Source organism: Duganella sp. Leaf61, from assembly GCF_001421905.1.
GTDB lineage: Bacteria > Pseudomonadota > Gammaproteobacteria > Burkholderiales > Burkholderiaceae_D > Rugamonas > Rugamonas zoogloeoides.
The window spans coordinates 801275-826666 of record NZ_LMLM01000001.1 but is presented as its reverse complement, the minus strand read 5'-3'; the positions used below and the strand labels follow the sequence as shown (position 1 = coordinate 826666).

22 protein-coding genes, 1 tRNA gene and 1 pseudogene are annotated in these 25392 nt (G+C 66.5%); 9 read left to right on the top strand and 15 right to left on the bottom strand.

From position 1 onward, the window contains the following. Positions 1–20: 20 nt before the first annotated feature. The 5 genes from ASF04_RS03595 (at position 21) to ASF04_RS03575 (ending at position 8676) form a co-directional block, all read left to right on the top strand. Entirely contained in the window at positions 21–1301 is a 1281-nt protein-coding gene (locus ASF04_RS03595) for a multidrug effflux MFS transporter (protein WP_152884950.1), read from the top strand. 138 nt (positions 1302–1439) lie between these two features. Then, positions 1440–3641: an HDOD domain-containing protein gene (locus ASF04_RS03590; RefSeq protein ID WP_056138443.1), complete on the top strand. Its 2202-nt coding sequence runs from the start codon at positions 1440–1442 to the stop codon at positions 3639–3641. 4 nt (positions 3642–3645) lie between these two features. Next, positions 3646–5886 carry an EAL domain-containing protein gene (locus ASF04_RS03585; protein WP_056138155.1) on the top strand — a complete coding sequence of 747 codons (2241 nt, stop codon included), beginning with the start codon at positions 3646–3648 and terminating at the stop codon, positions 5884–5886. A 10-nt stretch (positions 5887–5896) separates the two neighbouring features. Further along, a complete protein-coding gene (locus tag ASF04_RS03580) occupies positions 5897–7510 on the top strand; it encodes a tetratricopeptide repeat protein (protein WP_056138154.1) in 1614 nt (537 codons plus the stop codon). Positions 7511–7656: 146 nt separating this feature from the next. After that, positions 7657–8676 (top strand): TraB/GumN family protein, encoded by a 1020-nt coding sequence (locus tag ASF04_RS03575; protein ID WP_156368517.1) that lies wholly within the window; start codon positions 7657–7659, stop codon positions 8674–8676. Between the two features lie 2 nt (positions 8677–8678). On the opposite strand, the gene ASF04_RS03570 is transcribed toward ASF04_RS03575, so the two are convergent. Continuing rightward, positions 8679–9962 carry a M28 family peptidase gene (locus ASF04_RS03570; RefSeq protein ID WP_056138150.1) on the bottom strand — a complete coding sequence of 428 codons (1284 nt, stop codon included), beginning with the start codon at positions 9960–9962 and terminating at the stop codon, positions 8679–8681. 80 nt (positions 9963–10042) lie between these two features. After that, the gene (locus ASF04_RS03565; RefSeq protein WP_229204900.1) at positions 10043–10354 is read right to left on the bottom strand and encodes a tautomerase family protein; all 312 of its coding nucleotides are present in this window, start codon (positions 10352–10354) and stop codon (positions 10043–10045) included. 15 nt (positions 10355–10369) lie between these two features. Here ASF04_RS03565 and ASF04_RS03560 point away from each other — a divergent pair, with 15 nt between their 5' ends. Then, complete coding sequence (locus ASF04_RS03560) at positions 10370–11086, top strand: LysR substrate-binding domain-containing protein (RefSeq protein ID WP_229204899.1); 717 nt, start codon at positions 10370–10372, stop codon at positions 11084–11086. Here the strand turns inward: ASF04_RS03560 and ASF04_RS03555 are convergent. Continuing rightward, positions 11074–12201, bottom strand: a complete 1128-nt coding sequence (locus ASF04_RS03555; RefSeq protein WP_056138148.1) for a glycosyl hydrolase — start codon at positions 12199–12201, stop codon at positions 11074–11076. The genes ASF04_RS03560 and ASF04_RS03555 overlap by 13 nt on opposite strands. Positions 12202–12337: 136 nt before the next feature. Between ASF04_RS03555 and ASF04_RS03550 the strand changes: the two genes are divergently transcribed. Continuing rightward, positions 12338–12411: transfer RNA gene (locus tag ASF04_RS03550), tRNA-Gly, on the top strand. Between the two features lie 6 nt (positions 12412–12417). Here ASF04_RS03550 and ASF04_RS03545 read toward each other — a convergent pair. From ASF04_RS03545 to ASF04_RS03520, 6 genes are all read right to left on the bottom strand, one after another. Further along, the gene (locus ASF04_RS03545; protein ID WP_056138146.1) at positions 12418–12708 is read right to left on the bottom strand and encodes a type II toxin-antitoxin system RelE/ParE family toxin; all 291 of its coding nucleotides are present in this window, start codon (positions 12706–12708) and stop codon (positions 12418–12420) included. Then, entirely contained in the window at positions 12696–12986 is a 291-nt protein-coding gene (locus ASF04_RS03540) for a CopG family ribbon-helix-helix protein (RefSeq protein WP_056138440.1), read from the bottom strand. The genes ASF04_RS03545 and ASF04_RS03540 overlap by 13 nt, the downstream gene beginning before the upstream one ends. 218 nt (positions 12987–13204) lie before the next feature. Beyond that, positions 13205–14101: a hypothetical protein gene (locus ASF04_RS03535; protein ID WP_056138144.1), complete on the bottom strand. Its 897-nt coding sequence runs from the start codon at positions 14099–14101 to the stop codon at positions 13205–13207. 108 nt (positions 14102–14209) lie between these two features. Next, positions 14210–14908: a YafY family protein gene (locus ASF04_RS03530; RefSeq protein ID WP_056138142.1), complete on the bottom strand. Its 699-nt coding sequence runs from the start codon at positions 14906–14908 to the stop codon at positions 14210–14212. Next, the gene (locus tag ASF04_RS03525) at positions 14905–15846 is read right to left on the bottom strand and encodes an NAD(P)-dependent alcohol dehydrogenase (RefSeq protein WP_229204898.1); all 942 of its coding nucleotides are present in this window, start codon (positions 15844–15846) and stop codon (positions 14905–14907) included. Before ASF04_RS03525 ends, ASF04_RS03530 begins: the two co-directional genes overlap by 4 nt. A gap of 84 nt (positions 15847–15930) precedes the next feature. Continuing rightward, entirely contained in the window at positions 15931–16665 is a 735-nt protein-coding gene (locus tag ASF04_RS03520; protein ID WP_056138140.1) for an SDR family oxidoreductase, read from the bottom strand. A 269-nt stretch (positions 16666–16934) separates the two neighbouring features. Between ASF04_RS03520 and ASF04_RS03515 the strand changes: the two genes are divergently transcribed. Next, the gene (locus ASF04_RS03515) at positions 16935–18074 is read left to right on the top strand and encodes an MFS transporter (protein ID WP_056138138.1); all 1140 of its coding nucleotides are present in this window, start codon (positions 16935–16937) and stop codon (positions 18072–18074) included. Positions 18075–18220: 146 nt separating this feature from the next. On the opposite strand, the gene ASF04_RS03510 is transcribed toward ASF04_RS03515, so the two are convergent. Then, positions 18221–18655 carry a DUF2141 domain-containing protein gene (locus tag ASF04_RS03510; protein WP_056138136.1) on the bottom strand — a complete coding sequence of 145 codons (435 nt, stop codon included), beginning with the start codon at positions 18653–18655 and terminating at the stop codon, positions 18221–18223. Between ASF04_RS03510 and ASF04_RS28005 the strand changes: the two are divergent. Next, a pseudogene (locus ASF04_RS28005) lies at positions 18654–19091 on the top strand (sterol desaturase family protein); the annotation flags it as partial. The gene ASF04_RS03510 and the pseudogene ASF04_RS28005 sit on opposite strands and share 2 nt — an antisense overlap. A 40-nt stretch (positions 19092–19131) precedes the next feature. On the opposite strand, the gene crtB reads toward ASF04_RS28005, so the two are convergent. Genes crtB through ASF04_RS03485 form a run of 5 tightly spaced genes read right to left on the bottom strand, consistent with a single transcriptional unit; the run spans position 19132 to position 25352 of the window. Beyond that, positions 19132–20127: a 15-cis-phytoene synthase CrtB gene (gene crtB / locus ASF04_RS03505; RefSeq protein WP_056138135.1), complete on the bottom strand. Its 996-nt coding sequence runs from the start codon at positions 20125–20127 to the stop codon at positions 19132–19134. Beyond that, positions 20124–21623: a phytoene desaturase gene (locus tag ASF04_RS03500; RefSeq protein ID WP_056138132.1), complete on the bottom strand. Its 1500-nt coding sequence runs from the start codon at positions 21621–21623 to the stop codon at positions 20124–20126. Before ASF04_RS03500 ends, crtB begins: the two co-directional genes overlap by 4 nt. After that, the gene (gene crtY, locus ASF04_RS03495; RefSeq protein ID WP_056138130.1) at positions 21620–22822 is read right to left on the bottom strand and encodes a lycopene beta-cyclase CrtY; all 1203 of its coding nucleotides are present in this window, start codon (positions 22820–22822) and stop codon (positions 21620–21622) included. The genes ASF04_RS03500 and crtY overlap by 4 nt, the downstream gene beginning before the upstream one ends. Then, on the bottom strand, positions 22819–24414 hold the full coding sequence (locus ASF04_RS03490; protein ID WP_229204897.1) for a glycosyltransferase: 1596 nt from the start codon (positions 24412–24414) through the stop codon (positions 22819–22821). The genes crtY and ASF04_RS03490 overlap by 4 nt, the downstream gene beginning before the upstream one ends. Further along, positions 24411–25352: a polyprenyl synthetase family protein gene (locus tag ASF04_RS03485; protein WP_056138127.1), complete on the bottom strand. Its 942-nt coding sequence runs from the start codon at positions 25350–25352 to the stop codon at positions 24411–24413. Before ASF04_RS03485 ends, ASF04_RS03490 begins: the two co-directional genes overlap by 4 nt. Positions 25353–25392: the final 40 nt, after the last annotated feature.

The window sequence follows — 25392 nt, the reverse complement described above, 5'->3', positions numbered from 1 at the left end:
GGACCCCAGTCAAGGAACCTATGTACCCGACCCCGCCCGACAACGTTCTCCCCGATCCCGTCAAGGAAGTTCCCCCGCCGCCGCCATCGACCCCCAAGGTGCTCAGCGCCACGGCGCTGGCGGTGATCCTGGCCCTGCTGTCGATGCTCGGGCCGTTCTCGATCGACGCCTATTTACCAGCGTTCCCCAACATCCAGGCCACGCTGGGCGCCACCCCGCTCGAAGTGCAGCAAAGCCTCACCTTCTACATGCTGGCCTTTGCCGGCATGGTGCTGTGGCACGGCGCGCTGTCCGATGCATTCGGCCGGCGCAACGTCATCCTGGTCTCGCTGGTGATGTTCGCGATCGGTACCCTGGGCTGCGCGTCGGTGCACTCGGTGCCGTACCTGTGGGCGTTCCGCGTCATGCAGGGTATTTCGGCCGGCGCCGGCGTGGTGGTGGGGCGCGCCATCATCCGCGACCTGTATTCCGATGCGGCGGCCGCGCGCCTGCTGTCGCTGGTGACCATGATCTTTTCGATTGCCCCGGCGATTGCGCCGATCCTCGGCGGCTGGATCGTCACGCTGTTCGACTGGCGCGCGATCTTCCTGTCGCTGCTGGCCTACAGCGTGCTGCTGTTCATCTACTGCTACCGCAACCTGCCCGAGACCCTTCCGGTCCACAAGCGCCAGCCGTTCAACCCGCGCCACCTGGCGCGCAACTACGGCGAGATCATGCGCTCCAAGCTGTTCCACCTGAAGTCGGGCGTGGTGGCGCTCAACTTCGGCGGCCTGTTCCTGTTCATCGCGGCGGCGCCCGAGTTCCTGCCCAATTCGCTGGGGCTGGGTGCGAGCCAGTTCGGCTGGCTGTTCATTCCGTCGGTGAGCGGGATTTTCCTCGGTGCGCTGGTGGCCAACCGCATCGCCGGCAAGATCTCGTTCTCGCGCCAGATCGGCATCGGCTTCTGCTTCCTGATCGCCGCCGCCGTGTGCAATACGCTGTACCACGTGTTCCTGCCGCCGGCGCTGCCGTGGACCGTGCTGCCGATGCTGTTCTACACCTTTGGCATGTCGATCGTGGCGCCGGGCGCCACGCTGCTCGCGCTGGACCTGTTCCCGCACATCCGCGGCACGGTGGCGTCGTGCCAGTCGTTCGCCACCACCATGATGGGCGCCATCGTGGCCGGCGTGCTGGCGCCCGCGCTGTCGCACTCGGTGTTGTCTTTAGCCCTCGGACAACTGGTACTTACAGGCTCCGCGCTGGTTTTATGGTTGACCGCGCGCCATTACCGGCGCATTCTGTTACCCCATCCGGGACAATAAATCTTTACATCAGGAAATGCGCGCGATCTCCTGCACGATTGGCTTGCAAGTGCTAAGTTGCTATCATACTTTATGCTAATATAAGTTCTTTCTCGGCATTATTCGTTTCCGGTCTGACTTGATTATTGGTATATGACGATGCTGCAACCTGACCTTGATATCCGCCACCGGCTGCTGATTGCGCGCCTGCCCGCCATGCCGCAGATCCTGATCAAACTGATCGAGCATCTGCAGGCCGACGACGCCGGCATGCCGGAACTGGCCGCGCTGATCGCCAAGGATCCGGCCATGGCCAGCAAGATTTTCTCGGTCGCCAGCAGCTCGGCTTTTCACCGCAATAGCGGCGCGCGCGCCGTGGGACTGGAGCAGTCGCTGGTTGCACTCGGCACCGACATGATCAAGACCCTGGTGATCAGCGAATCGGTGTTCCAGACCTTCAGCAGCTTCCCTCATTCCGCCAGCACCGACCTGCGCGCCTTCTGGAAAAGCTCGCTCACCACGGCCGTCATCGCGCGCGACCTGGCCCGCAAGATGGACTACCCGCACGTGGAGGAAGCCTATCTGGCAGGCCTGCTGCACAACGTGGGCCGCCTGGCGCTGCTGGCCACCGCGCCGCGCGAATATGCCGTCAACTTCATGGCGCGCGATGACGAAGACCTGTGCGCGGTCGAGCAGCGCACCCTGCAAATCACCCATGCCGAGGCGGGCGCCTGGCTGATCGAACGCTGGCAGCTCGACTCCTTTCTGGCCGACAGCGTGCTGTATCACCACGAGCCGGTCGCGCGCCTGGCCTCCGCCCATCCTCTGATCCGCATGGTGCGCCTGGCGCACCTGCTGTGCGGCCATGGCGACGAGCCTGACGCCATCGAAGACGCGGCCCAACTGTGCGGCCTCGATGGCGCGGCGCTCGAGCCTATCCTCGCCAATGCCGCCCGCCAGGTGGAAAAATCAGCCGGGTACCTGGGCATCGAGCTGGCCGGCGCCGACGATATCGTGGCGCCAGCGGCGTATGCGCCGCCACCGCCGGTCGATCCGGTGCAGCAGCGCCTGTCGGAAGAAGTGCGCAACATGATGCTGGTGTCTGAGATGGCGCAGACGTTTGCGCGCCAGGATGGCGAAACGGGCCTGCTCGACGCCATGACGCGCTCGGCGCGCATCCTGTTCGATTTCGAAAACGTGCTGGTGATGCTGGAAAATCCCACCGGCCAGGCGCTGCTGGGCACCGCCACTGGCAACCAGCCCGGGCGCCTGGCCGAATTCATGCTGGCGCTGGACCCGGAGCAGGGCGGCCAGGTGGCGCTGTCGGCGCGCACGCGCAAGCCCGTGTATGCCAGCCGCGCCGGCATGAACGCGCAGGCCGGCGCGCCGCTGTCGGTGGCCGAAGAGCAGCTGTTCCGCATCCTCGGCAGCGAGGCGCTGGTATGCCTGCCGCTGGTGGCGAATCAACGCTGCCTGGGCGTGCTGATCGGCGGCGTACCAGGCTGGCAACTGGCCGGTTGCCAGCAGCGCGAGCGCTTCCTGCAATCGTACGCCACCCAGGCGGCGGGCGCGCTCGAGACCGCGCTCAGTGAGCGCGGTCACGCCCGGCGCCAGCTGGCGCAGGTGGCGGAGGAATACCGCGACGCGTCGCGCCGCGTGGTGCACGAGGTGAACAACCCGCTGTCGATCATCAAGAACTACCTGTCCATCCTCGACAGCAAGCTGGCGCGGCGCGAGCCGGTGGTGGGCGAACTGTCGATCCTCAACGAAGAAATCGACCGCGTGGGCCAACTGCTCAACGGCCTGGCCGACCTGCAACCGGCGGAGGCTTCGCGCGTGACCGAGGTGGCCGGCGTGGTGGACGACGTGCTGCGCCTGTTCCGCGCCACCGGTTTCGTGCCGGCCTCGGTGCAGATGGTGGTGCGCATGCAGGAAGGCCCGGGCGCCATCGAGGGCGACGCCGACCTGCTCAAGCAGGTGCTGGTCAACCTGGTCAAGAACGCGGTGGAAGCCATGCCGGAGGGCGGGCGCATCGAGATCGCCAACCGTGGCCTGGTCAACCGCGAGCGCAAGCTGTACCTGGAGCTGGTGGTGGCCGACACCGGCCCGGGCCTGTCGGCCGAGCTGCTGGCCAACCTGTTCGCGCCGGTGAAAAGCACCAAGGAAGGCTCCCACCACGGCTTGGGACTGTCGATCGTCCACAGCCTGGTGAGCAAGATGGGCGGCCTGATCGCCTGCCGTTCCGGCAAGGCCGGCACCACGTTCGAAATCCTGCTGCCGGCCGCCGGCAGCAATACCTCCGCAAGCCCCCTCGCAAGTTCCAGCGCCGGCCAACCCCCCCGGTTGATGGATTCCGTTTAAGGCCATGATGAACCTGAACTTCCAGGACGACCCAACCCCTGTCGCCCATCTCCATGATTCGAGGCCGCGCCTGCTGCTGGTGGACGACGAACCGCGCCTGCTGTCGTCGCTGTACGAACTACTGCGCAGTCACGAAGGGCACGATTACCTGCTGTGTACCGCCGCCACCGGCGCCGAGGCGCTGGCCCACCTGGCGCAGCAACCGTTCGACCTGGTGCTGCTCGACCTGCGCCTGCCCGACATGAGTGGCCACGACATCATGGACTTCATGAACGCGCGCGGCATCGGCGGCGACGTGGTGGTGATGAGCGGCGAGGTGGGCATCGACGCCGCCATCGGCGCCTTGAAGCGCGGCGCCTACGACTACCTGCGCAAGCCGTACGGCCGCGAGGAGTTGCTCAAGACGGTGGACAATGTGCTGCAAAAGCGCCGGCTGGCGATCGACAACGAGCGCATCGCCGCGCAGCTGGAAACGTCGGAAAAGATGTACCGCTACCTGGTGGACAGCTCGCCCGACATCATCTACACGCTGGCCCACGATGGCCGCATCACGTTTGTGAACGACCGCGTGCAGCACCTGCTCGGTTTCGACCGCGACGAGGTGGTGGGGCGCCACTACTCGGTGCTGGTGCACGACGAGGACCAGGACCGCGCCCGTTACGCCTTCGGCGAACGCCAGGGGCATGGCCAGGGCAGGACGCGGGTGAGCGATGCGGGCGGCCGCACCGCCGAGCTGCGGCTCAAGTGCAAGAGCGGCATCGAGCGCACCTTCAGCATCACGCTCACCTCGATGACGCCCAGCGCCATCGGCCCGCACGACTTTTACGGCACCTATGGCGTGGCGCGCGACATCACCGACCGCAAGCGCGCCGAGGAGATGATTTCGTACCAGGCCTACCACGACATCCTCACCGACCTGCCCAACCGCATGCTGTTCAAGGACCGCCTGGGCCTGGCCGTGATCCAGGCGCGGCGCAAGCAAGCCGAATTGGCGGTGATGTTCATCGATCTCGATCGCTTCAAGCTGGTGAACGACACGCTGGGCCACGTGAAGGGCGACGAGCTGCTGCAACAGGTGGCGCGCCGCCTCAAGGACTGCCTGCGGCGCGGCGATACGCTGGCGCGCCAGGGCGGCGACGAATTCACCATCGTGCTGCCGGAATTGCAGGACCGCCAGGAAGCCCGGGGCGTCGCCGAGAAATTCATCGAGAGCCTGTCAGCGCCGTTCGACCTCGATGGCCACCAGGTCCACATCTCGGCCTCGATCGGCATCGCCATCTACCCGCACGATGGCGACGGCATCGACGAACTGCTGCGTCACGCGGACATCGCCATGTACCAGGTGAAGGCGCTGGGCAAGAACGGTCACACCTTCTATCACCCGTCGATGCAGGAAGTGTCGCACCAGAAGATCGTGCTCGAGCGCAGCCTGCGCCAGGCGCTGGAACTGAACCAGCTGGAAATGTACTACCAGCCGCAGATCGACATCGTCACCGGCCGCATCGTCGGCGCCGAGGGGCTGATGCGCTGGAACCATCCGCAGCGCGGCGTGCTGTCGGCTGGCGAATTCCTGCCGTTCGCCGAGGACAATGGCCTGATGCTGCCGATCTCGGACTGGATGCTGGGCGCCCTGTGCCGCGACCTGGTGCGCTGGAATGCCGTCGGCGGCGAGCAGATACGGCTGTCGCTCAACCTGTCGCCGCAATATCTCGATCGTGGCGACTTTTTCGACAAGATGCGCGGTGCGCTCACCCGCTACGGCATCGCGCCCGCGCAGATCGAGGTGGAGATCACCGAGAACATCTGCATCCGCAACCCGCAGGACGCCATCGAACAGCTCAACAAACTGTGCGAGCTCGGGGTGTCGGTAGCAATCGACGATTTCGGCACCGGCTACTCGTCGCTGTCATACCTGCACCGCTTCCCGATCCACACCATCAAGATCGACCAGTCGTTCGTCAAGGAGATCCACGACGAAAACGGCCACTACCCGGTGATCCTGGCAATCATCTCCATCGCGCGCGGCCTGGGGCTGCACCTGGTGGCCGAGGGCGTGGAAACTGCCGTGCAGGCCCGCTACCTGCAAGCGAACGGCTGCACCACCATGCAGGGCTACCTGTACCACCGGCCGATTCCGCTGGCGCAGTTCATGGCCGTGCTGGAAAACCAGGCGGGCCCCGCGCCGCTGCCCGGCGTGCCGCCCATGCTGCATGCGCAGCCGTTTCTGATGGCGGTGCAGGCGTGAAAACCGACCGATGCGCATGACCACTCCTACCAAGCCACCCACTGCCGTGCAGCAGCCGACGGCCGAATTCCTGCGCACCAAGGCCCAGGCCGAACGCGGTGTGGCCGGCGCCCAGCACAGCCTGGGTTTCATGTATTTCAACGGCCAGGGCGTGGCGCCCAGCTACGAGCTGGCCGTGGTGTGGTACCGCCAGGCGGCATTGCAGGGCATGCCGCAGGCGCAGTACAACCTGGGCGTGATGTTCCAGAAAGGGCAGGGCGTGGCGCAGGACTTTCAGGAGGCCGCCGCCTGGTACCAGCTGGCGGCAAGCCAGGGTTACGCTGCCGCCCAGTACAACCTCGGTTGGCTGTACGCCAGGGGGCAGGGCGTGGCGGCCGACACGCGCCAGGCCATGCACTGGTTCAGCAAGGCCGCCGCCCAGGGCGACGCCGGCGCCCAGAACAACCTGGCCATGATGTACGACACCGGCAAGGGCGTGCCGCAAGACCCGGCGCAAGCGCTGCACTGGTACCGCAAGGCTGCCGAGCAAGGGTATGCGCGCGCCCAGTACCAGCTGGGACTGCGCTACGAAAACAGCCAGGGCCTGACCCCGGAGATGGCCGACGTGGGGCAGGCCATGTCGTGGTACCGCAAGGCGGCCGAACAGGGCTACGCGCCGGCGCAGTTCAACCTGGCGCTGCGCTTCGACAAGGGCGACGGCGTGGCGCAGGACAGCCAGAAGGCCATCCTCTGGTATCGCCGCGCGGCCGAACAGGACCACGCCAGTTCGCAGTTCAACCTGGGCCTGATCTACGATAACGGCCAGGGCGTACCGCGCGACGAACAGAAGGCGCTGGACTGGTATCGCAAGGCCGCCGCCAAGGGCCACGCAGGCGCGCAGAACAACCTCGGGCTGCGCTACCACCACGGCCAGGGCGTGGTACAGGACTACGTGGAAGCGCACGCCTGGTACGGCAAGGCGGCCGCGCAGAACTTCCCCGGCGCGCAGTACCACCTGGGCCAGTTGCATGACGCCGGCCACGGCGTGCCGGCCGATGCGCAAGCGGCGACCGACTGGTACCGCAAGGCCGCCGAGCAGGGCCACCTGCGCGCCCAGTTCGACCTGGGCCTGCGCTACGAGACGGCACGCGGCGCGCCGCACGACCTGCGCCAGGCGCAGGCCTGGTACCGCCGCGCCGCCGAGCAGGATTACGCGGCCGCCCAGTACCACCTTGGCCTGCTGTACGACCGCGATGTCAGCCCGCAGCCAGACCCGCAACAGGCCGGCCACTGGTACGCCCGTGCGGCGCGCCAGGGCCACACGCTGGCGCAGTTCGCGCTCGGCCTGCGCTACGACAACGGCCAGGGCGTGGCGCAGGATTACGCCCAGGCGCTGCACTGGTATGCGCTGGCCGCCGCGCAGGGCCACGTGCGCGCGCAGTTCAACCTGGGGCTGATGTACCTGGCAGGCCAGGGCGCCCGCGCCGACGCCGCCCAGGCCTGGACCTGGCTGGCGCTGGCCCACCGCAGCGGCCACGCGGCCGCCGCCCGCTACCTGGCCAGCGCCGCCGCCCGGCTCGACCCCGAACAACTGGCGCAGGCGCACGCCCGGCTCGACAACCTGCCAGCGATCGCCAGCGCCTGAGCCGGAAAACGCTACGCGCGGTAGCGGCGGGCGATACTTTACGTCCGCTATCGCCTGGTTGCTATATTGAAATATACAATCAGCAACATCATCGTTCCTGAAAGGACAATATGTTGCGCTTGTCATTGTGGTCCCGTCTGATCTTCATGGTTTCTTTGTCGCTGGCGGGGCTGCCGGCCCGGGCGCAGACCGAAGCACCGCCGGCGCCGGCGGCCAATGTCGTCCCCGAGGTTGCCGCCGACACCACCGCCGACCAGGCGCCACTGCTCGACACCATCCTGGTCACGGGCCAGCGCCCGGGCCCCGGCCTGTGGAAAGTGAGCAAGGGCGACCACGTGCTGTGGGTGTTTGGCACCTATGGTCCGCTGCCCAAGAACATGGAATGGCGCTCGCAGCAGGTGGAATCGATCCTGGCGCAGTCGCAGGAATACCTGCAACCGCCGGGCGCGCACGCGGAAGTGGGCTGGCTCAAGCAGGCGGCGATGCTGCCGTTCGCCATCGGTTTCAAGAAAAGCCCCGACGGCGCCCGGTTGAAGGACCTGGTGCCGGAGCCGGTCTATGCGCGCTGGCTGGTGCTCAAGGCGAAGTACCTGGGCGACGACGATGGTGTCGAGCGCGAACGGCCGATCTTTGCCGCGGCAACGCTGTACGACAAGGCGATCAATCAGGCCGGCCTGTACGAAGGGGAACTGAGCAGGTCACTGGGCAAGTTGATCAAGCAAAGCGGCATCAAGCAAACCGGCACCCAGGTGCAGCTCGAGGTGGACGATCCGGTCACCATGCTGCGCGAGTTCAAGAAGACGCCGCTGGAGGACGCCACCTGTTTCGCCAACACGCTGGCGCGGCTCGAGGAAGACGTCGACGCCATGCGCGTGCGCGCCAATGCCTGGGCCAGGGGCGACCTGGCCGCCATCGAAAAGCTCAGCTATGCCGACCGTCGCGGCGCCTGCAATGCGGCCGTCCTCAACAGCGCGGTGATGCAGAACCGCCCCGGCATGCGCTCGATCGAGGCGCGCATGCAGGAACGCTGGTTGGCCGCTGCCGAAAAATCGCTGGCGGCCAATACCTCGACCTTCGCCACGCTGTCGCTGAACGACCTGCTCGACCCGAAAGGCTATATGGCGGCCTTGCAGGCCAGGGGCTACGTGGTGGAAAAGCCGGAATAACCTTACTGCTTGATCCGCACGCCGGCCAGTTGCGCCACGCCCGACAGCGTGGTCTGGGCGGCGTTCAGTCCCAGCATGAAGTCCTTGTCCGAGAAGTTTTTATACAGGTCGGTCGGCTGGTGCCAGTGCGGATCCCAGCCGGCGCCGATCTGTTGCCCGCGTTCGTTCTCGCGCAGCGAAATCGACGGCACCAGGTCCATGAACGGCGTCGAATCGGTGTTGGTCATGTGGAAGCCGACCGCTGCCGGGTAGTGCGTGGCGTACTTGTCGTTGGCGCTGCGGAAGTGCCAGGCCAGCTTGGCCGAGCCTTCGGCCTGCTTCGACTGCGACTGGTATTCGATGTTGACATCGGCTTCCAGGCGCTGCTCCGGCGGCGCCACGAACACCGGCTCGCCGTGTTCATCGACCACCGGCTTGCCATAGCCATCGATCTTCTGGAACGGCATGCCATGGTCGAACAACATCATGTCGTGCTGGATCATGCCCAGCCATTTCGGTTCCGGGTACTTGCCCGAGCCTTTCGGCGACTCTTTCCCCTGCAAACCCTTGCGCTGCTCGACGTAGGCGGCGGCGCCGTTCAGGCCGGTCTCTTCGTTGTTCCACAGGATGAAGCGGATCGAGCGGTCGGTTTCCACACCCGGTGCGCTGAAGATGCGCGCCAGTTCCATCACCAGCGCCGTGCCCGAGCCGTCGTCGTTGGCGGCCTCACCGAACCCGATGCCGTCCATGTGGGCGCTGACGATGTACATTTCCTCGGGATGCTTGCTGCCTACCTTGGTGCAATAGACGTTCTCGCGCAGCGATGTGCCCACCGGCGTTTGCTCGGCGTTCAGCGCCCGCAGCTTTTCGTCGGGCTGCAGCATCGGATCGTTATTCACGCCGGTCTTGATGCGGTTGCCGAACAGCGTGCTGCCGCCCTGGCCCGGCGGGCCGCCGGCGCCGCCGCTGGCAATGCCCGGCGCGCGCTTGGGACGCGGCGCATCCTTGGCCAGTTCCGTGTACTGGTATTGCAGCCGTTCGGTGTTGGTGCAGCCATAGGATTTCAGTTGCGCCTCGATCCAGTCGAGTGCATCGCGGTTGCGCTGGGTGCCCTGGCGGCGGTCGCCGAACAGGGTCAGGCTCTTGATGGTGGCCTTGTATTTTTCCAGCTCCAGCTGGCCGACCAGGGTGGCGATCGGGTCAACGGGCGCAGCAGTTTGAACCGGAGCCTGGGAGGTGGGGGGCTGGGCCAGTGCCAGCGGTGCGGCGAGAGCGAGCGCAACACTGAGCGAAACAACTGATTTCATGGAAAGTCCTCTGGTCGATGGTGGAAGCTTTGCCATTTTGCATCAGTGTGGCACGCTTGAACAGTTCAAGCGTGCGCGGCCTATGAGCCGGCCACCGGTCCCAGCGAACTGGCCGGCGCGCCATCGGCAAACGACCAGTCCTCGGGCTGGGCGGGCAGGATGGTGACCATCACATCCTGCGGCCGCACGCCCGGCGATTGCGCCAGCTTTTGCACCAGCTTGCGGTAGAACGCCTGCTTGACGGCTGCCGTGCGGGGCTTGCCGATGGTAATTGCAAACACCAGCCAGCCGGCTGAGCGCTGCGCACCATCGGCCACCTCGTAATGGGGATCGCAACTCATTTCGTGCGCCTCGTGCTGGTGGAATAGCTGGAAGCGGTCGGTGGGCGGCACATCTACGCCCGCCGTTTGCTGGCGCTCAACGACGAGGCGGTGACGGCGCTGCGCGGCGCCACGCTGGCGGGCAGCGTGCGGCTCGGCATGCAGCAGGACTTCGGCGAGCACTTGCTCACCGACGTGCTGGGGCGCTTCGCCCGCGCCCATCCCCAGGTGTGCATCGACGCCCGGGTTGCGCGCAACGTCCAGTTGCTGGAACAGATCACGGCCGGCCAGCTCGACCTGGCGCTGGCCTGGGATAACGGTGGGGTGACATGGCCCCATGCAGCAGCGCTGGGCCGGTTGCCGCTGCGCTGGCTGGCAGCCGCCAGCGAGCCGTTGCTGCTGCCGCAAACGCAGGCACAAACGCAGCCGGGCCCGGCGCCATTGCCACTGGTGGTGCTCGATGCGCCATGCCTGATGCGGGCGGCCGCCATCAACGCGCTGGACCGGGCCGGCATCGCCTGGCGCATCGCGTTCACCAGTACCAGCTTGTCCGGAGTGTGGGCGGCGGTGGCCGCCGGCCTTGGCGTGACGGTGCGCACGGCGGTGGGCGTGCCTGCCACCGTGCGCTTGCTGCCGCCGTCCGCCTTGCCGCCGTTGCCCACCATTGGCATCACGCTGTTGCAAGCGGAAGCGCAGCCGGCGCCGGTGACGCAGCGCCTGCGCGACATCGTGCTGGAGGCGGTGGCGCCCGCGCTGGCGGCGGCGGGCAGCGTACCGTCTGCCTGGACGAATCAGGGATTCTGAAAGCGCGGCAGTTTGTCGAGCGTGATCACATTCGGATGCTGGTATACCTCGCGCTTGTGGGCACTGGTGTTGTACTGCTCGCCGGTCCAGAAGTTGTTGGCATCGGTCACACCTGCCGGCCCGCCGCCATCGTTCCACACCATGAACCACAACCACCACGCGCCATCTTTCGCCATCGCATCGGGATCGGGTATATAGCTGGTTTCGGTCAGCGCCACCGGCTTGGGTTCACCCGTCATGGCGGCGGTCTTGCGGTAGGTCTCGATTTGCGAGCGGTAGGTGCGGTTGTCGGTGGTGTCATAGACGTCGTAGCCGACGATATCGACCACGTCGTCGCCCGGATACCACGCTGCGTGTTGGCCGTTCCACACCCAGATCAAGTTGTGCAAGCCGTGGACGCGCACCAGCCGGTCGTACATATGACGCCATAGCGCGATATGGGCCGTGGCGGCAGACTGGCCATCGGTGCGCACGCGGCCCCACCAGAACCAGCCCTCGCCATGACTGCCCGCCGCCTCGTGCAGCGGGCGCCACAGCACGGTGACGCCGGCATCCTGCAAGCGCTTGAGCTGCACGGCGACCAGGTCGATACCGTCGTTGAGTTGCCCGAACGCCGGGCTGCGCCGGTCGAGCTTGCCATCGGCCATGGGAATGGTGAAGTTGGTGCGCTTGGCCGGATCGTCGCCGCCGGCATAGAAATTCGCCTGGTTCACCTGCGCTGTCTTGAGCAGCGCCGGATCGCGCCAGTGCCAGTGAAAACTCACCAGGCCGCCCCTGGCAGCAAAGGCGATCGCCTCCTCTACCTGGTGCTGGCCCGACTGGCCGGGACCGGTCTTGCCATAGTCCATGAAGTCGTAGCCCATCAGGGCCGGGTATTTGCCCGTATCCGCATGCACGCGCTCGGCCATGTCGATGCTGTCGTCCCAGCTCAGGTCGGACTGGCCGGCGATGACGGCCTTGCCCCAGGTGTCGCGCAAGTAAGTATAGATGGCGCGGGTTGTCGGTGTGGCAGCCGGATCGACCGGTGCGGTGCGCAGCGGGGCGGCGGTGGTGCAGGTAGTGAATATTGCCGAGAGGGCGAACAGGCCGGCGGCCAGCTGGGTGGTGAAGCGCATAGGGGGATCCGCTTGAGGTGAGTTGCGCCCAATGTAGCGGGTGGGGGCAGGGTGTTCAAGCGATCGGTTCGCCTGGCGCCCATGTTTAGCGGTGATGCTGGTGTTGTTTACCGCCAGCGCGTAAAATGCGGGGCACGCGGGTGTAGTTCAATGGTAGAACGGCAGCTTCCCAAGCTTCATACGAGGGTTCGATTCCCTTCACCCGCTCCAGGCGCCTCAGCCGCCAGCTTCTTTCTGGTGTCGCACCGCCAATATCGTCACTGCAGAAGTCGCCACGCGATACCGCACCACGTAGCCGCTGTCCCCGAAATCGATTTGCCATTCGCGGAATGCTTCATCCATATCCTCCACTGGCCTACCGATCTGCGGCCGCTTTTCCAAGACCGTTACACCTTGCCTGATCGCTTGGACAGCACGCTTCGCAGCCCCCGGATTTTTGTCTGCCAGGAAGCGATACAGGCGCTGCACATCGCGCAGCGCCGGCGGTGACCAGATCAGCGGTGGCATTCCGGGGGCTCGATGTCGTTGCCTTCAGCCAGTTGTGCCAGCCATGCATCGGCTTCTTCGGCGGTGGCATGCAAACCCGTGGCCTGGAATTCTTCCCATGCTTTAAGGGTGTCTTGTCGAAAGGATTCGCGTTTCTCTTCGCGCTCCAGGTACTGGGCAACGGCTTCTCGCATCATCCAGTGCGGGGTTCTGCGGCGGGACTGCGCAAGCAGCTCCAAGCGGGCGCGGGTTTCCGGGTCCAGCTTGACCGATACTGGCCGGGAAGTGTTGGCTGTCATGTCGAGGTCCATCTGTAGTATTGACAGGTATTACCTTAGCATACTTCGTCGTAAACGGCACAACGCCCCCGCAGTCCAAAGAACCACGAGGGCGCAGCTTGAAGCCCTGCTACGTCGTCAGCAAAAAATCAATGCACGAACAACGCAATCAGAATCACGATGGGCAGCGGAATGCCGATCAGCAGTAACAATATCGAGCGCATGGCGTTCTCCTTCGATTAAATGGTGGTGCGTACGTATACGCGGGCATGGTCGCGGTGGCGGCCGCCGACCGTGGCCAGCAGGCTGGCAACGAAGGCGCCCAGCAGCAGGGCCACGAACATCCACAGGGCCGAGTGGGCGGCAGCTTTGCGTGCTTCTTCGGCAGCAGCCTTGGCTTTGGCCTTGACGTCGGCGGCAGCCTGCTTGGCCTGGGCGTAGATCAGGTCCACGCGCTGTTCGGCTTCGGCCTGGGTCAGACCGGTGCGCTTGGCGATGGTTTGCGCCAGGTAGTTGCGGTCGTCGGCGTTGATCTTGCCGTTGGCCAGGTCGGCCAGCAGGATGCGGTTGATCTCGGCGCGTTCGGCGTCGGTTGCTGGCGTGCCGTTCGGCGAGCGCAGCACCATGTCGGAGAAGTAGTTGGTACCGTCGTCGTTGTTGGCGCCGGCAGCTGCAACACCGGCCGTCACGGCTGGTGCGGCGGCGCCGGCGGTGTCGATGGCGCCGCCGATGACAGCGCGCATGCCGCCAGCGAGTACGGCAACGGTCACCAGCGTGGCCACGGCCCAGGCCAGCAGGCCGTGGGCGGTGTCGCGGAAGTGCACTTCATCGCTTTGCACGCCGGCCCACTTGGCGCGCAGGCGACCGGCCATGTAGCCGCCGATGCCGGCAGCGGCAAGCTGGGTGAAGGCGATCCAGACGATGGCGGCAGTGCCGAGGGCGCCGCCGTTGTTGTATTCGTACGGCGATACCGACGACAGGCCGAGGCCCATGCCGAGTATCAGCAGGATGAACGACAGGGCTGCGGCCGCTGCGGCGCCGGCCAGGATGGCCCCCCACGAGACACCCGAAGATAAATTGTCACTGGATTCACGGCTGACCACCGTGGTCCCTGGTCCTGCTGGTTGTGCTTGCATGATTGCTCCTTATGATTGTGTTATCAGGCAGGACCGATCATGGGGCAAGGATGACCCATCGTATGTTCGCGCACCAACTTTGGGCGAAGTTAGTTTGACAACACAACATCAACCGCAATCGCGCCGGGTGCACGGGTTGTTGACGTCCGTACGCCATTGCTTGACCAGCTGGCGCCGGTGACCAGGGTAGCAGTCGTCGAGAAACTCGAGCGTGGCGATGCGGTCCACGCGCAGCACGCGGAATGCGCCGCTGGTTTCGCACCACGCCGCCACCGACCAGCGCGATTCCACAAAGCCCAGCATCACCGGCCAGAGCACGGTGGCGGTGCGCGGCGCGGCATCGTCGAGCGAACTGATGAGTACCTTGCGCTGTTCGCGCACTGCGCGCCGCAGGCGGCCCAGGTCCACGCTGGCATGGTCCTGGTGGCGGCTGATGTAGAGTGCGTTGTCGTCGAGGGTGCGGCGCAGCTCGGGCGTGAGCACGGCGTCGATCTTGGCCAGCGCGTTGTGCACCGCGCGCGCCAGGCCCTCGTCGGTGTGGCGGCTTACCCATTGCGCACCGGCCACCAGCGCCTGCAGTTCTTCTTCGGTAAAGGTGAGCGGCGGCAGGGTGTAGCCGGGTTTTAGCAGGTAGCCCACGCCTGCTTCGCCGGCGATATCGGCGCCCATGGTTTGCAGGGTGGCGATGTCGCGCCGCAGCGTGCGCAGCGACACGCCGGTCTCGCGCGCCAGCACCGCGCCCGCCACCGTGCCGCGATGACGGCGCATCACCTGCATCAGGTCCTGCAAGCGGTGGCTGCGCGTCATGGTCCATCCATCCTGATGACGGCCTTGCCGCCCAGCCGTTGTCCCTGTTCCAGTGCCGTGATCATGGCGATGGCGTCATCGAGCGGTGCGACCTTGCCGATTGTCAGGCGCAGCGCGCCGTCGCCGGCCTTGCGCGCCAGCTGGTCGAGCAATTCGGCGCGCGGCGTGCACAGCACCAGTTTCAATTGGCGGTTGAACACGGCGCGCAGGAACTTGCCCGGCGTGGGATGCAGGTCCAGCAGCACGCCGCTCGGCTTGAGCAGGCCGAAGCCGACCGCACCGGTCAGATTGGCGGCCGTGTCGAACACGGCGTCGTAGCGGGTGGCAATGCCGGTCAAATCGGTGCGGCGGTAATCGTACACCTGCTCGACACCGAGCGCGCGCGCCCGTTCCATGTCGGCCTCGCTGCACGTGCCCGCGACGCGCACGCCGGCGCTGCGCGCCAGTTGCACCGCCGCTTCACCCACCGCGCCCATGCAGCCATTGATGAACACCTGCTGGCCGGCGGTCAGACCGGCCTTGTCGAACAGCGCATTCCAGGCCGTGATGCCGGGTGAACCAAGACAGGCGGCCTGGTCGAAGTCGAGACCGGCGGGCTTGCGCGCCAGTGCGTTTTCGTTGGCGATGACGGCCGTGCCCAGCGCGCCGCATTCCTTGAAGCGCGACTGGCCGAACACTTCGTCGCCAACCTGGAAGCGGGTCACGCCCGGCCCCACCGCCAGCACTGTGCCGGCCAGGTCCATGCCCATGGCGCGCGGGAAGCGCTTGCCGGTGACGATTTTCATGTCGCCCTGGCGCATTTTCCAGTCGATCGGGTTGATGGCGGCAGAGGTGACGCGCACTGCCACCTGGCCCTTGCCCGGAACATCCAGGGTGAAAGGGGCCACGCGCATCACTTGCGGGCCGCCGTATTGCTGGTACTCGAGTCGTTTCATCATGGTCATGCTCACTGTTGGGCTGGTAAGGCTTCAATGTAGCGCACGCTGGTGCCAGTTCCTGTCACCATCGTGCGCACATTTACCTCATGCGCCGTTCATGCGCGCAAACAGCGCCTCGCCCATCTTGCGCGAACCGGCCGACAGGCCTACCAGCACCTCGTCCTGGCCGGTGGCCAGTTGCGCCAGCGCGTCGGCAGCGAAGTCGCCTGCCGACATCATCGGCGCGCTGGCCGTGCCGCTGCTGCGCGCGCCGCCGCCCAGTCCGGTATCGACGATGGGCGGGGCCATTTCCACCACCCGCACGCTGGTGTGACGCAACTGGTGGCGCAGGCTCAGCGTGTACGAGTGCAGGGCAGCCTTGGTTGCGCAATACACGGGCACGTCGGCCATCGGCGCAAACGCCAGGCCCGAACTGACATTGATGATCACCGACGGGTGGCGTTGCAGCGTTGGCAGCAGGGCGCCGATCAGGAGCACCGGCGCGGTGAAGTTGGTGGCCACTTCCAGCTCCAGGCCGTCGAGCGCATCCGGCTCGACCAGCTGGCGCCGGTATTGCACGCCGGCGTTGTTGACCAGCACATTGAGGTCGGGGTGGGCGGCGCGCAGCCACCCGACCAGCGCGTCCCGGCTGGCGCTGTCGTTGAGGTCGCATACGCGCGTGACCAGTTCCGGTACCTGCGCCTGGGCCGAGTCCAGCGCCGCCTGGTTGCGGCCGCAGATGATCACGCGGTTGCCGCGCAACGCCAGGGCGCGGGCCAGCGCAAAGCCAATGCCGGCAGCGCCGCCGGTGATAAGGATGGTGTTATTGGTCAGATTCATGTCGCTGTCTTTCTCAAGGTTTAAGAAAGGCGTGCCTACGAAAGGACGGATGCCGCAGGCACACCTGGACTACCGGCAAAAGCCGGATCAGGTGTCGCGGATACCCTGTAGGGAAAAGCTGCCACCCCGGAGCGGGGCGGTGACCGGGCTACCATCTGGTCTGCGCTCTTTCGACAGCACAGTTATAGCAGGTTTCTTGCCACGTTGCACACCCCAAGCGATGTTGCCGTATACTTCACGGTTCACTTCGCTCACCTCCCGGAATCCCCATGCACGTCGGTCCCCAGCAACGCCTGTCCACCCGCCTCGCCTTTCTCGCCTCCGGCCTTGCCATGGCGGCGTGGGCGCCGCTGGTGCCGTTCGCCAAGGCGCGGCTGGGACTCGGTGAGGCGGACCTCGGCTTGCTGCTGCTGTGCCTGGGCGCCGGGTCGCTGATGGCGATGCCGGCGATTGGCCTGATGACGTCGCGCTACGGCTGCCGCATCGTGATGCTGGTGGCAGGCTTGTGCGTGTGCCTGATCCTGCCCGCGCTGGCGTTCGCGCCCACGCCGCTGGCGCTCGGTTGTGCGCTGTTCGGCTTTGGCGCCTCGCTCGGTGCGCTGGACGTGGCCATGAATGTGCAAGCCGTGATCGTCGAGCGCGAGAGCGGCGGACGGTTGATGTCGGGCTTCCACGGCCTGTTCAGCGTCGGTGGTTTCGTCGGCGCCGGCCTGATGGCGGCCATGCTGTGGCTGGGCTTGAGCCCGGTGCTGGCCACGGTGATCGTGGCCGCGCTGGTGGCGCTGTCGCTGCTGTTCGGCGCGCAGCATTTCCTGCGCGAGCCGGAAGCGGCCGACCGCGAGGCGCCGGTGTTCGTGGTGCCGCACGGCGCCGTGATTTTCATCGGCGTGCTGTGCTTCTTGTGCTTCCTGGCCGAAGGCGCCATCCTTGACTGGAGCGCTTTGCTGCTCACCGCCGAGCAGGGCATGGATGCGGCGCGCGCCGGCCTCGGTTACGCCGCGTTCGCGGTGGCCATGACCATCGGCCGCCTGACCGGCGACCGCGTGGTGGCACGGCTCGGCGGCAAGCGGGTGCTGCTGTTGGGCGGCCTGTGCGGTGCGCTCGGCTTCTTCACGGCCGTGATGGCCAGTTCGGTGCCGTTGGCGCTGCTGGGCTTTTTGCTGGTGGGCCTGGGCGCCTCGAACGTGGTGCCGATCCTGTTTACCGCCGCCGGCAACCAGCAGGCCATGCCGGCCGGACTGGCGATCGGCGCCATTACCACGCTCGGCTACGCTGGCATCCTGGCCGGACCGGCAGTGATCGGTTTTGTGGCCCACGCATCGAGCCTGAACCTGGCGTTTGCGGGCCTCGGCTGCGCGATGCTGGTGATCGCTGCCAGCGCCCGCCTTGGCGCACCGGCAAAAAGCTGACCACCAAACAACATTGTCATCAAACTGACGTTGACAGCCTTAACCGATACTCGGTAGTATGAAAACGATTTCATGGCTTATGCATGTCATGTGATCCAGTGTTGTCTGTGGTCTTCAGCCCTTGCGCTTTGCCGTGGGGGCTTTTTTTATTTCAGCGTGACCGGCACCACCACCTTGTCGTCACCGATCTCGATGGCCGCGTCGGTAAAGTCCGGCGGACCGAACTTGCCGCGTGCATCGCGGCTGAACGCATAATTTTCCTTCGGCACGCCAATAAAATTGCGGTCGAGCTTGTTGTTCTGGTTTTCATCCTGGTACACCAGCACGGCCCACGTACCTTTTGGCACGTTGTCGATGGTGACGGTGGTCTGGCCCGCTTGCGCCGGCGCCGAGCCGGAGTACGTGCAATCCTTGAGGAAGTGTTCCTTGTCGCAGACGGCCGCATTGATCTTGCCCTTGCCGCCGGCCACGCCGCTCACTTTGACCTCGACGCTGGCGGCCGAGGCCGATCCGGCAAACAGGGCGCAGGCCAGCCACAGCATGGCGCGAGAGAAGGAGGGCTTGTGGTAGGCTGTACGCATGTGGTTTTCCTTGTGTAATAAGTGTGTTGAGTGTGTTGGAGTGGCGATGTTATTGAATACAGCTATCGTATTGCTGACCGTGGTGTTCATGGAACTGTTTTCCATCGTCGCGCACAAGTACATCATGCACGGCTTCGGATGGGGCTGGCATAAGTCGCACCACGAGCCGCGCACCGGCTGGTTCGAGAAAAACGACCTGTTTGCCGTGGTGTTTGCCGGCGTGGCGATTGCCCTGATTTATTTCGGCACCGAAGGCCATGCGCCGCTGCAATGGATCGGCGCCGGCATGACGGCCTACGGCGCCTTGTACTTCATCGCCCACGACGGCCTGGTGCATCGGCGCTGGCCGTTTTCGTACACGCCGCGCAGCGGTTACCTCAAGCGCCTGTACCAAGCCCACCGCATGCACCACGCGGTGCCGGGCAAGCACGGCGCGGTGTCGTTCGGCTTCCTGTATGCGCCGCCCGTGGCCGAGCTCAAGCGCCAGCTGCAGGCGCTGCATGGCGGGGCGCTCGAAGGCCGTCTTCAGCGCGACGCCGTTCCGGCGGAGGGCGCTGCCACAGGCCGGCAGGACGCGGCTGCATCTTCCGCAACCTCGAAGTGAGCGCACTCACGCCCCCCTTGGCCAGCAACCACAGCTTGGCCGCTTTCGACGTACCGACCCGCTCGTCCCACGCGTGCGCGCCACGCGCCTTGACCTCGATGCCGATCTGCCGATAGACATTGCGCGCAGTGGCAATCGCCCACGCCGAGCGCAGGGGTAACGCGACGATGCCTTCATTGGCCGAGTCGTAATACGGTTCAGCATAATCGACCAGCCGGGCCGCCACGGTGGCCAGCGCCGCCCGGTGTTCGGGCAGCGCCAGTTCGGACGGCGGGATGCCCGCCTCGCGCAGCCAGGCGGCTGGCAGGTAGCAGCGGCCGATGTCCGCGTCGGCGACGATGTCGCGCGCGATATTGGTCAGCTGGAAGGCCAGGCCCAGGTCGCAGGCGCGGTCCAGCACATCCGCATCCTTGGCACCCATGATGGTGGACATCATCAGGCCCACCACGCCGGCCACGTGGTAGCAGTAGCGCAGCGTGTCGTCGATGGTTTCGTACTGCGCGTCGTGCACGTCCATGGCAAAACCGGCCAGGTGGTCGTACGCGTATTGCGGCGCAATCGCGTGGCCCAGCGCCACTTCCTGGAAGGCCGCAAAGGCCGGCTCGGTCATCGGCTCGCCCGCATAGGCACGCCGCGTTTGTTCTTCCAGCGTGGCCAGTTCGGCATACGCGTCGTGGGCGGGGGCTGCGGCAGCCGGCGCGAAGCCAAGTTCCTGGCCATCGACCACGTCGTCGCAATGGCGGCACCACGCGTACAGCATCAGTACGCTGCGCCGCACGTCGGCCGGGAACAGCGTGGCGGCGGCCGCAAAGCTTTTCGAGCCCACCTTGATGGTCTCGGTGGCGTGGTCCATCAACGCTTCGTTCATCGCGCCGTCCCCGCCAGTTCCGCGATCATCAGGCCGGCGGTGGCCTTGGCCGAACCGACCACGCCGGGTACACCGGCGCCCGGGTGGGTGCCGGCGCCCACCAGGTACAGGTTGGCCAGGTCGGCATCGCGGTTGTGCGGGCGGAACCACGCGCTTTGGGTGAGGATCGGCTCCAGCGAGAAGGCCGAACCGACATGGGCATTGAGCTGGTCGCGGAAATCGAACGGCGTGAAGAAGCGGCTGGTAACGAGCTGGCTGCGCAGGCCCGGCATGTAGCGCTCTTCCAGGTAGGCGAGAATGCGGTCGCGGTAGCGCGGACCTTCCACGTCCCAGTCGATGTCGGCATTGCCCAGGTGCGGCACGGGCGCCAGCACGTAATGGCTGCCGCAACCGGGGGGCGCCAGCGACGGATCGGTCACGCACGGCGCGTGCAGGTACAGGGAAAAATCTTCGGCCAGCGTTTTGCCGTTGAAGATTTCCGTGATCAGCGGCTGGTAGCGCGGGCCGAAGCACACGGTGTGGTGCTGCAGCTGGCTGTGGTGGTGGTTCAGGCCAAAGTACAGCACGAACAGCGAGTTGGAATGGCGCTTGCCGGCCAGGTTTTTCGCTTGCGCCGGGCCGCGCGGGTGCTGGCCCAGCAGCTTGCCGTACGTGTGCACCACGTCGGCGTTCGACGCCACCGCCTGCGCAGCAAAGGCGCGGCCATCTTCCAGCCGCACGCCGGTCACGCGGTTGCCGGCCGTGTCGATCGCCGCCACCTTGGCATTGAGTTCGATCTTGCCGCCGATGTCCTCGAACAGCTTGACCATGCCGTTGATCAGGGCGCCGGTGCCGCCGCGCGGGAACCACACGCCCCACTTGCGCTCGAGCGCATGGATCAGCGTGTAGATCGACGAGGTGGCAAACGGATTGCCACCAACCAGCAGCGAGTGGAACGAGAACGCCATGCGCAGCTGCTCGTCCTTGATGAAGCGCGACACCATGCCGTACACGCTCTTCCACGCTTCGAGCTTGGCCAGTTGCGGGCCGGCGGCCACCATGTCGCGGATCGACAGGAACGGCACCGCGCCCAGTTTCAGATAACCCTCGTCGAACACGGCTTTCGAGTAGGCGAGAAAGCGCTGGTAGCCGGCCACGTCGTCCGGGTTGCGGGCATGGATCTGGCGGTCGAGCGCTTCCTGGTCGTTGGCGTAATCGAAGTGGCTGCCGTCTTCCCAGCACAGGCGGTAGAACGGCGTCACCGGCAGCATCTCCACGTAGTCGGACAGGCGCTTGCCAGCGGCCGTAAACAGTTCTTCGAGGGCGGACGGATCGGTGATCACGGTAGGGCCGGCGTCAAACGTGAAACCCTGGTCGTGGTACACGTAGGCGCGGCCGCCCGGTTTGTCACGTTGTTCTAGCAGCGTGGTCTGGATGCCGGAGGCCTGCAGGCGGATGGCGAGCGCGAGGCCGCCGAAGCCGGCGCCGATCACCACGGCCTGTTTTGCTTGGTTCATGCGGAAGTCCTGATCTGTTGAGGTTGGGTTTTAAGTGCGGCTGCCACGGCCTGGCCCACGGGCACCGGCGGCTTGCCGGAGACCACGCGCAGCTGGTCGCCCAGCGTCGGGCGGCCGGCATAGAAGCGGGCGATCAGGGGCGCGGACAGCGTATAAAAGCGCTGCATCACGCGCCAGCGGTGATCGGCTTCGCCGGCCAAAAACAGCATGCGGTTGAGCAGGCGGAAAAAGCGCTGGCGGCGCCACTCGCCGGTGGCGTGCGCGCGGATGGCGTCAAACAGTTTTGGTGCGTGTAAATCTGGTTGCGCAGCGATGCGCTCGGCCAGCCGCACCGCGTGCGGCAGCGAGTAGCCGGTGGTCGGGTGGAACAGGCCGGCGCGCAGGCCGCTGCTTGGCTGGCCGCGCAGGTCGTCCCAGTAGCCGTCGTGGTCGGACGCCAGGGTAATCGGCAGCGCGCCCCGTTCCTCGCGCAGCACGTCGACGATGGTCCAGCCGCGCGCGGCGGCATAGGCGGCGATGTTGGCGCGCAGCCGTTCGGGATCGCGCTCGGGCGCATCGACGTAATGGGTGTCTTCGATCAGCAGCCGGTCCGGCCCGAACGGCAGCACGTACACGAAGCGGTAGCCGCCTTGCTGGGCCACGCTGGCGTCCATCAGGATCGGCGCCGTCAGGCCGTGCGGTGCTGCCAGTCGAACTTCCTGGCCGAGGAAAGTCTGGAAGCCCAGCGCCAGCCGGTCGCTATGGACCGGGCCGCGACCGTCGATTACGGCGCCGGCGTGCAGCACGGTGCCATCGACCAGCGTGACCGAGGTTGGAGTGATCGAGGCAATGGTGGTGTTGGTGCGCAGCGTGCCGCCCAGTATCGGTGCGAGCACGCGGGCGAAATCGTCGGACGCGATGCTGGCGTAGCCGCCGGCCAGCGTGCGTTTCAGTTCCGGAAAAATCACTTCGTAGTGCGGCCAACGGGCCGAGACCAGTGGCGCGATCCAGGCGCGCTGGGCGTCATCGAGATCGCTGTCGTGGAACGACCAGGTGTGGTTGCCGCCGATCTGCGCATCCTGTTCCAGCAGCAGGATGCGCAAGTCAGGGCGCGCCGTGCGCAGGCGCCAGGCGATCAACCCGTTGGCCAGGCCGCCGCCGGCCAGGATCAGGTCGTACGGCTTCGCGTTCAGCGTGGCGCTGGTGCCGGCAGGCCTCATGTTGCTGCTCCGGCAGAAACGTCGGCCAGGGCCTGTTCCACGATATCTGCCGCGCGCGCAGCGCCACCGGCCCGGGCCAGTTCGCTCGATAACGGCGCCAGGCGGCGCTGGTACGACGGATCATCGAGCAGGGCGCGCAGGTGCGCCGCCAGTGCGCCCGCGCCGGTGATGCGCGCCGATGCCCGCCGGCCGATGCCCGCATGGCACACGCGCGCGGCCACGCCCGGTTGGTCGAAGGCGATCGGCAGTGCCAGCATCGGCGTACCGGTGGCGATCGCATCCATCACGGTATTGAGGCCGGCGTGGGTAACCACGGCGTCGGCCCGGGCCAGGGCTGCCTGCTGTGGCGCGTAGGCGCACACGGTGGTGGCGCCTGGTGTGCCGGCTTGCTCGATCGCCTTTGCCTGTCGCGCGGTCAGGCCGCCGCAGTGGGCCGCCAGCAGCTGTACATTCAGCGCGCGGCAGGCCCTGGCGATGCGCTCGAAGGCGCCGAAGCGCTGGCCCTGCAAGGTGCCGAGCGAGGCGAACACCAGCGGCCGGTCCGGATCGAAAGCGGGCAGTGGCGTGATGTCCGCCTGGACTCCGGCACCGCCACGTAGTGGGCCGACGTGGTGAAAATGGTCGGGCAGGTGCCGACGCGGGAAATCGAAGCCGGCGATCGTCTGGCTGATCTGCGCCAGCGGCGACAGGCACTCGTGCATGGCGTCGCGCGGGGAGATCCCCAGGTTGCGCGCCTGGCGTTCGATGGCGCGCCGGTGCGGTGTCATGATCCAGTCGTACACGCTGGTACTGCCCGCCACCATTTGCAGGCCGCGCGCGCTGGCGTCGTAACCGAACGGCATCACCGGCAGCGGCACGGCTGCTTCGCGGTTGACGGGCAGGGCACACGCGACCGAGACGAACGGCAGTTGCAGCGCCTCGGCCACCAGGCCCGCTGCCGCTTCCATCTGGTCGCCGAGCAGGGCATCGATGCGCAGCGCCTCAATGGCGGCAGGCAGCTCCTTGCACAGCATGTCGGTGGCGTCGGCCATGTCGAGGATGACCTTGCGCAGGCCCAGCGGGCTGCCGGGATTGGCGGCACGGCGCAGCGCTGCTGCCAGCGAGCCGGGCGGAAAGCGCCGGGCGCCCAGCGCGTAAAAAGCGATGGCGGGAACAAGGGGGGCTGCGGCGCTTTGGGTGTTTGCGCGATTGCCCCCCAGGTTGACAGCGCCATTGCCTGCGGCGTGGCCGGCACCACCGTTCAATGCGCCGGCAATGCTGGCGCCAAGGTAGGCGGCCGCATCCGGCCGGTGCAGGAACGTCACGCGGTGGCCGCGACGCACCAGTTCGCCAGCCAGCGCGGCCAGCCCGCTGAAGTGACTGGGAAACGCCGGCGCCACCACGCCGAAATGGCGCGGGCAGATTGACGCCGCCACGCCTGGCGGGCGCGCCGATGCGGACGCCTCTGCACCTGCCACTGATGGCACGGCCGGCGCTACCACGCCAGCGTGGCGCGGAAACGCCGGCGCGCCCGTGCCGGACGCGGGTGGAAGTTCAGGCGCTCCTCCGTTAGCCTGCCGCAGGCCGGTCGCTGCGACCTGCCCGTCGGTCACGACGCGCGCGCAGCGGCCAGTGGGCCGGCGTTGCGGAACAGCGTGCCTACCAGGCCGCGCGTGCCCTGCTTGCCGCCGATGGCGTCGCTCAGGTAGGTGTCCGCCTCGCGCAGGTGGTCGGCCAGGCGGCCGGCCGTGCGTTCGCGCCCCAGCGTGGCGTTGAAAGTGGCCTTGCCGGCATCCTGGCCGGCATCCTTGCCGGTGATGGCGGCGTCGGTGTCGTCCAGCAGGTCGTCCTTGATCTGGAACGCCTGGCCTGCCGACAGCGCAAACGCACGCAACGCGTGCAGCACGCGCTCGTCGGCCTCGGCAATGATGGCGGCCATTTCCACCGACAGGCCCAGCAGCACGCCGGTTTTCAGTTCGTTGGTGCGGGCGATGTCGTCGAGCGAGCGCTGCGGGTTGCCGTGCAGGTCGAGGAACTGGCCGCGCACCAGGCCCTGGGCGCCGACCGTGTCGGCCAGCGCGCCGACCAGCCGGGTGCGGACGTGGGCCGGAATGTCGGGCGCCTGCGACAACAGCTGGAATGCCCGGCTGAGCAGGGCGACCGACGCCAGAATGGCGACATGTTCGCCGAACTGGCGGTGCACGGTGGGCAGGCCACGGCGCAGCTTGGCATCGTCCATGCACGGCAGGTCGTCGAGGATCAGCGAGGCGGCGTGCACCAGTTCCACCGCGCAGGCGGCGTCGAGCAGTGCTGGCGAGGTGCAGCCGAGGTCGCGCGCGACCAGCATCAGCAGCAGCGGACGCATACGCTTGCCGGTGCCGAGCGTGGCGGCGCGCATGGCGGCCGTGAGCGGATCGGACCGGCCCTGGTCGGGTAGCGCCTGGCTGAGACGCTCTTCGATCTGCCGGCGGATATCTTCCATGTCCGATGCTGATGGATCATGGCCAGGCTCGCTACCGACGTTGATGGACCGTAAAATCTTGGTAGCCATGGCGCATTTCCTTGTGCTGTAATGTGATGCGGCGGGATGT

Bases quoted from the DNA above. Each gene is read 5' to 3' on its own strand.
- ASF04_RS03595 (WP_152884950.1), top strand. From the start codon at position 21: ATGTACCCGACCCCGCCCGACAACGTTCTCCCCGATCCCGTCAAGGAA.
- ASF04_RS03590 (WP_056138443.1), top strand. From the start codon at position 1,440: ATGCTGCAACCTGACCTTGATATCCGCCACCGGCTGCTGATTGCGCGC.
- ASF04_RS03585 (WP_056138155.1), top strand. From the start codon at position 3,646: ATGATGAACCTGAACTTCCAGGACGACCCAACCCCTGTCGCCCATCTC.
- ASF04_RS03580 (WP_056138154.1), top strand. From the start codon at position 5,897: ATGCGCATGACCACTCCTACCAAGCCACCCACTGCCGTGCAGCAGCCG.
- ASF04_RS03575 (WP_156368517.1), top strand. From the start codon at position 7,657: ATGGTTTCTTTGTCGCTGGCGGGGCTGCCGGCCCGGGCGCAGACCGAA.
- ASF04_RS03570 (WP_056138150.1), bottom strand. From the start codon at position 9,962: ATGAAATCAGTTGTTTCGCTCAGTGTTGCGCTCGCTCTCGCCGCACCG.
- ASF04_RS03555 (WP_056138148.1), bottom strand. From the start codon at position 12,201: ATGCGCTTCACCACCCAGCTGGCCGCCGGCCTGTTCGCCCTCTCGGCA.
- ASF04_RS03545 (WP_056138146.1), bottom strand. From the start codon at position 12,708: ATGCCACCGCTGATCTGGTCACCGCCGGCGCTGCGCGATGTGCAGCGC.
- ASF04_RS03540 (WP_056138440.1), bottom strand. From the start codon at position 12,986: ATGACAGCCAACACTTCCCGGCCAGTATCGGTCAAGCTGGACCCGGAA.
- ASF04_RS03535 (WP_056138144.1), bottom strand. From the start codon at position 14,101: ATGCAAGCACAACCAGCAGGACCAGGGACCACGGTGGTCAGCCGTGAA.
- ASF04_RS03530 (WP_056138142.1), bottom strand. From the start codon at position 14,908: ATGACGCGCAGCCACCGCTTGCAGGACCTGATGCAGGTGATGCGCCGT.
- ASF04_RS03525 (WP_229204898.1), bottom strand. From the start codon at position 15,846: ATGATGAAACGACTCGAGTACCAGCAATACGGCGGCCCGCAAGTGATG.
- ASF04_RS03520 (WP_056138140.1), bottom strand. From the start codon at position 16,665: ATGAATCTGACCAATAACACCATCCTTATCACCGGCGGCGCTGCCGGC.
- ASF04_RS03515 (WP_056138138.1), top strand. From the start codon at position 16,935: ATGCACGTCGGTCCCCAGCAACGCCTGTCCACCCGCCTCGCCTTTCTC.
- ASF04_RS03510 (WP_056138136.1), bottom strand. From the start codon at position 18,655: ATGCGTACAGCCTACCACAAGCCCTCCTTCTCTCGCGCCATGCTGTGG.
- crtB (WP_056138135.1), bottom strand. From the start codon at position 20,127: ATGAACGAAGCGTTGATGGACCACGCCACCGAGACCATCAAGGTGGGC.
- ASF04_RS03500 (WP_056138132.1), bottom strand. From the start codon at position 21,623: ATGAACCAAGCAAAACAGGCCGTGGTGATCGGCGCCGGCTTCGGCGGC.
- crtY (WP_056138130.1), bottom strand. From the start codon at position 22,822: ATGAGGCCTGCCGGCACCAGCGCCACGCTGAACGCGAAGCCGTACGAC.
- ASF04_RS03485 (WP_056138127.1), bottom strand. From the start codon at position 25,352: ATGGCTACCAAGATTTTACGGTCCATCAACGTCGGTAGCGAGCCTGGC.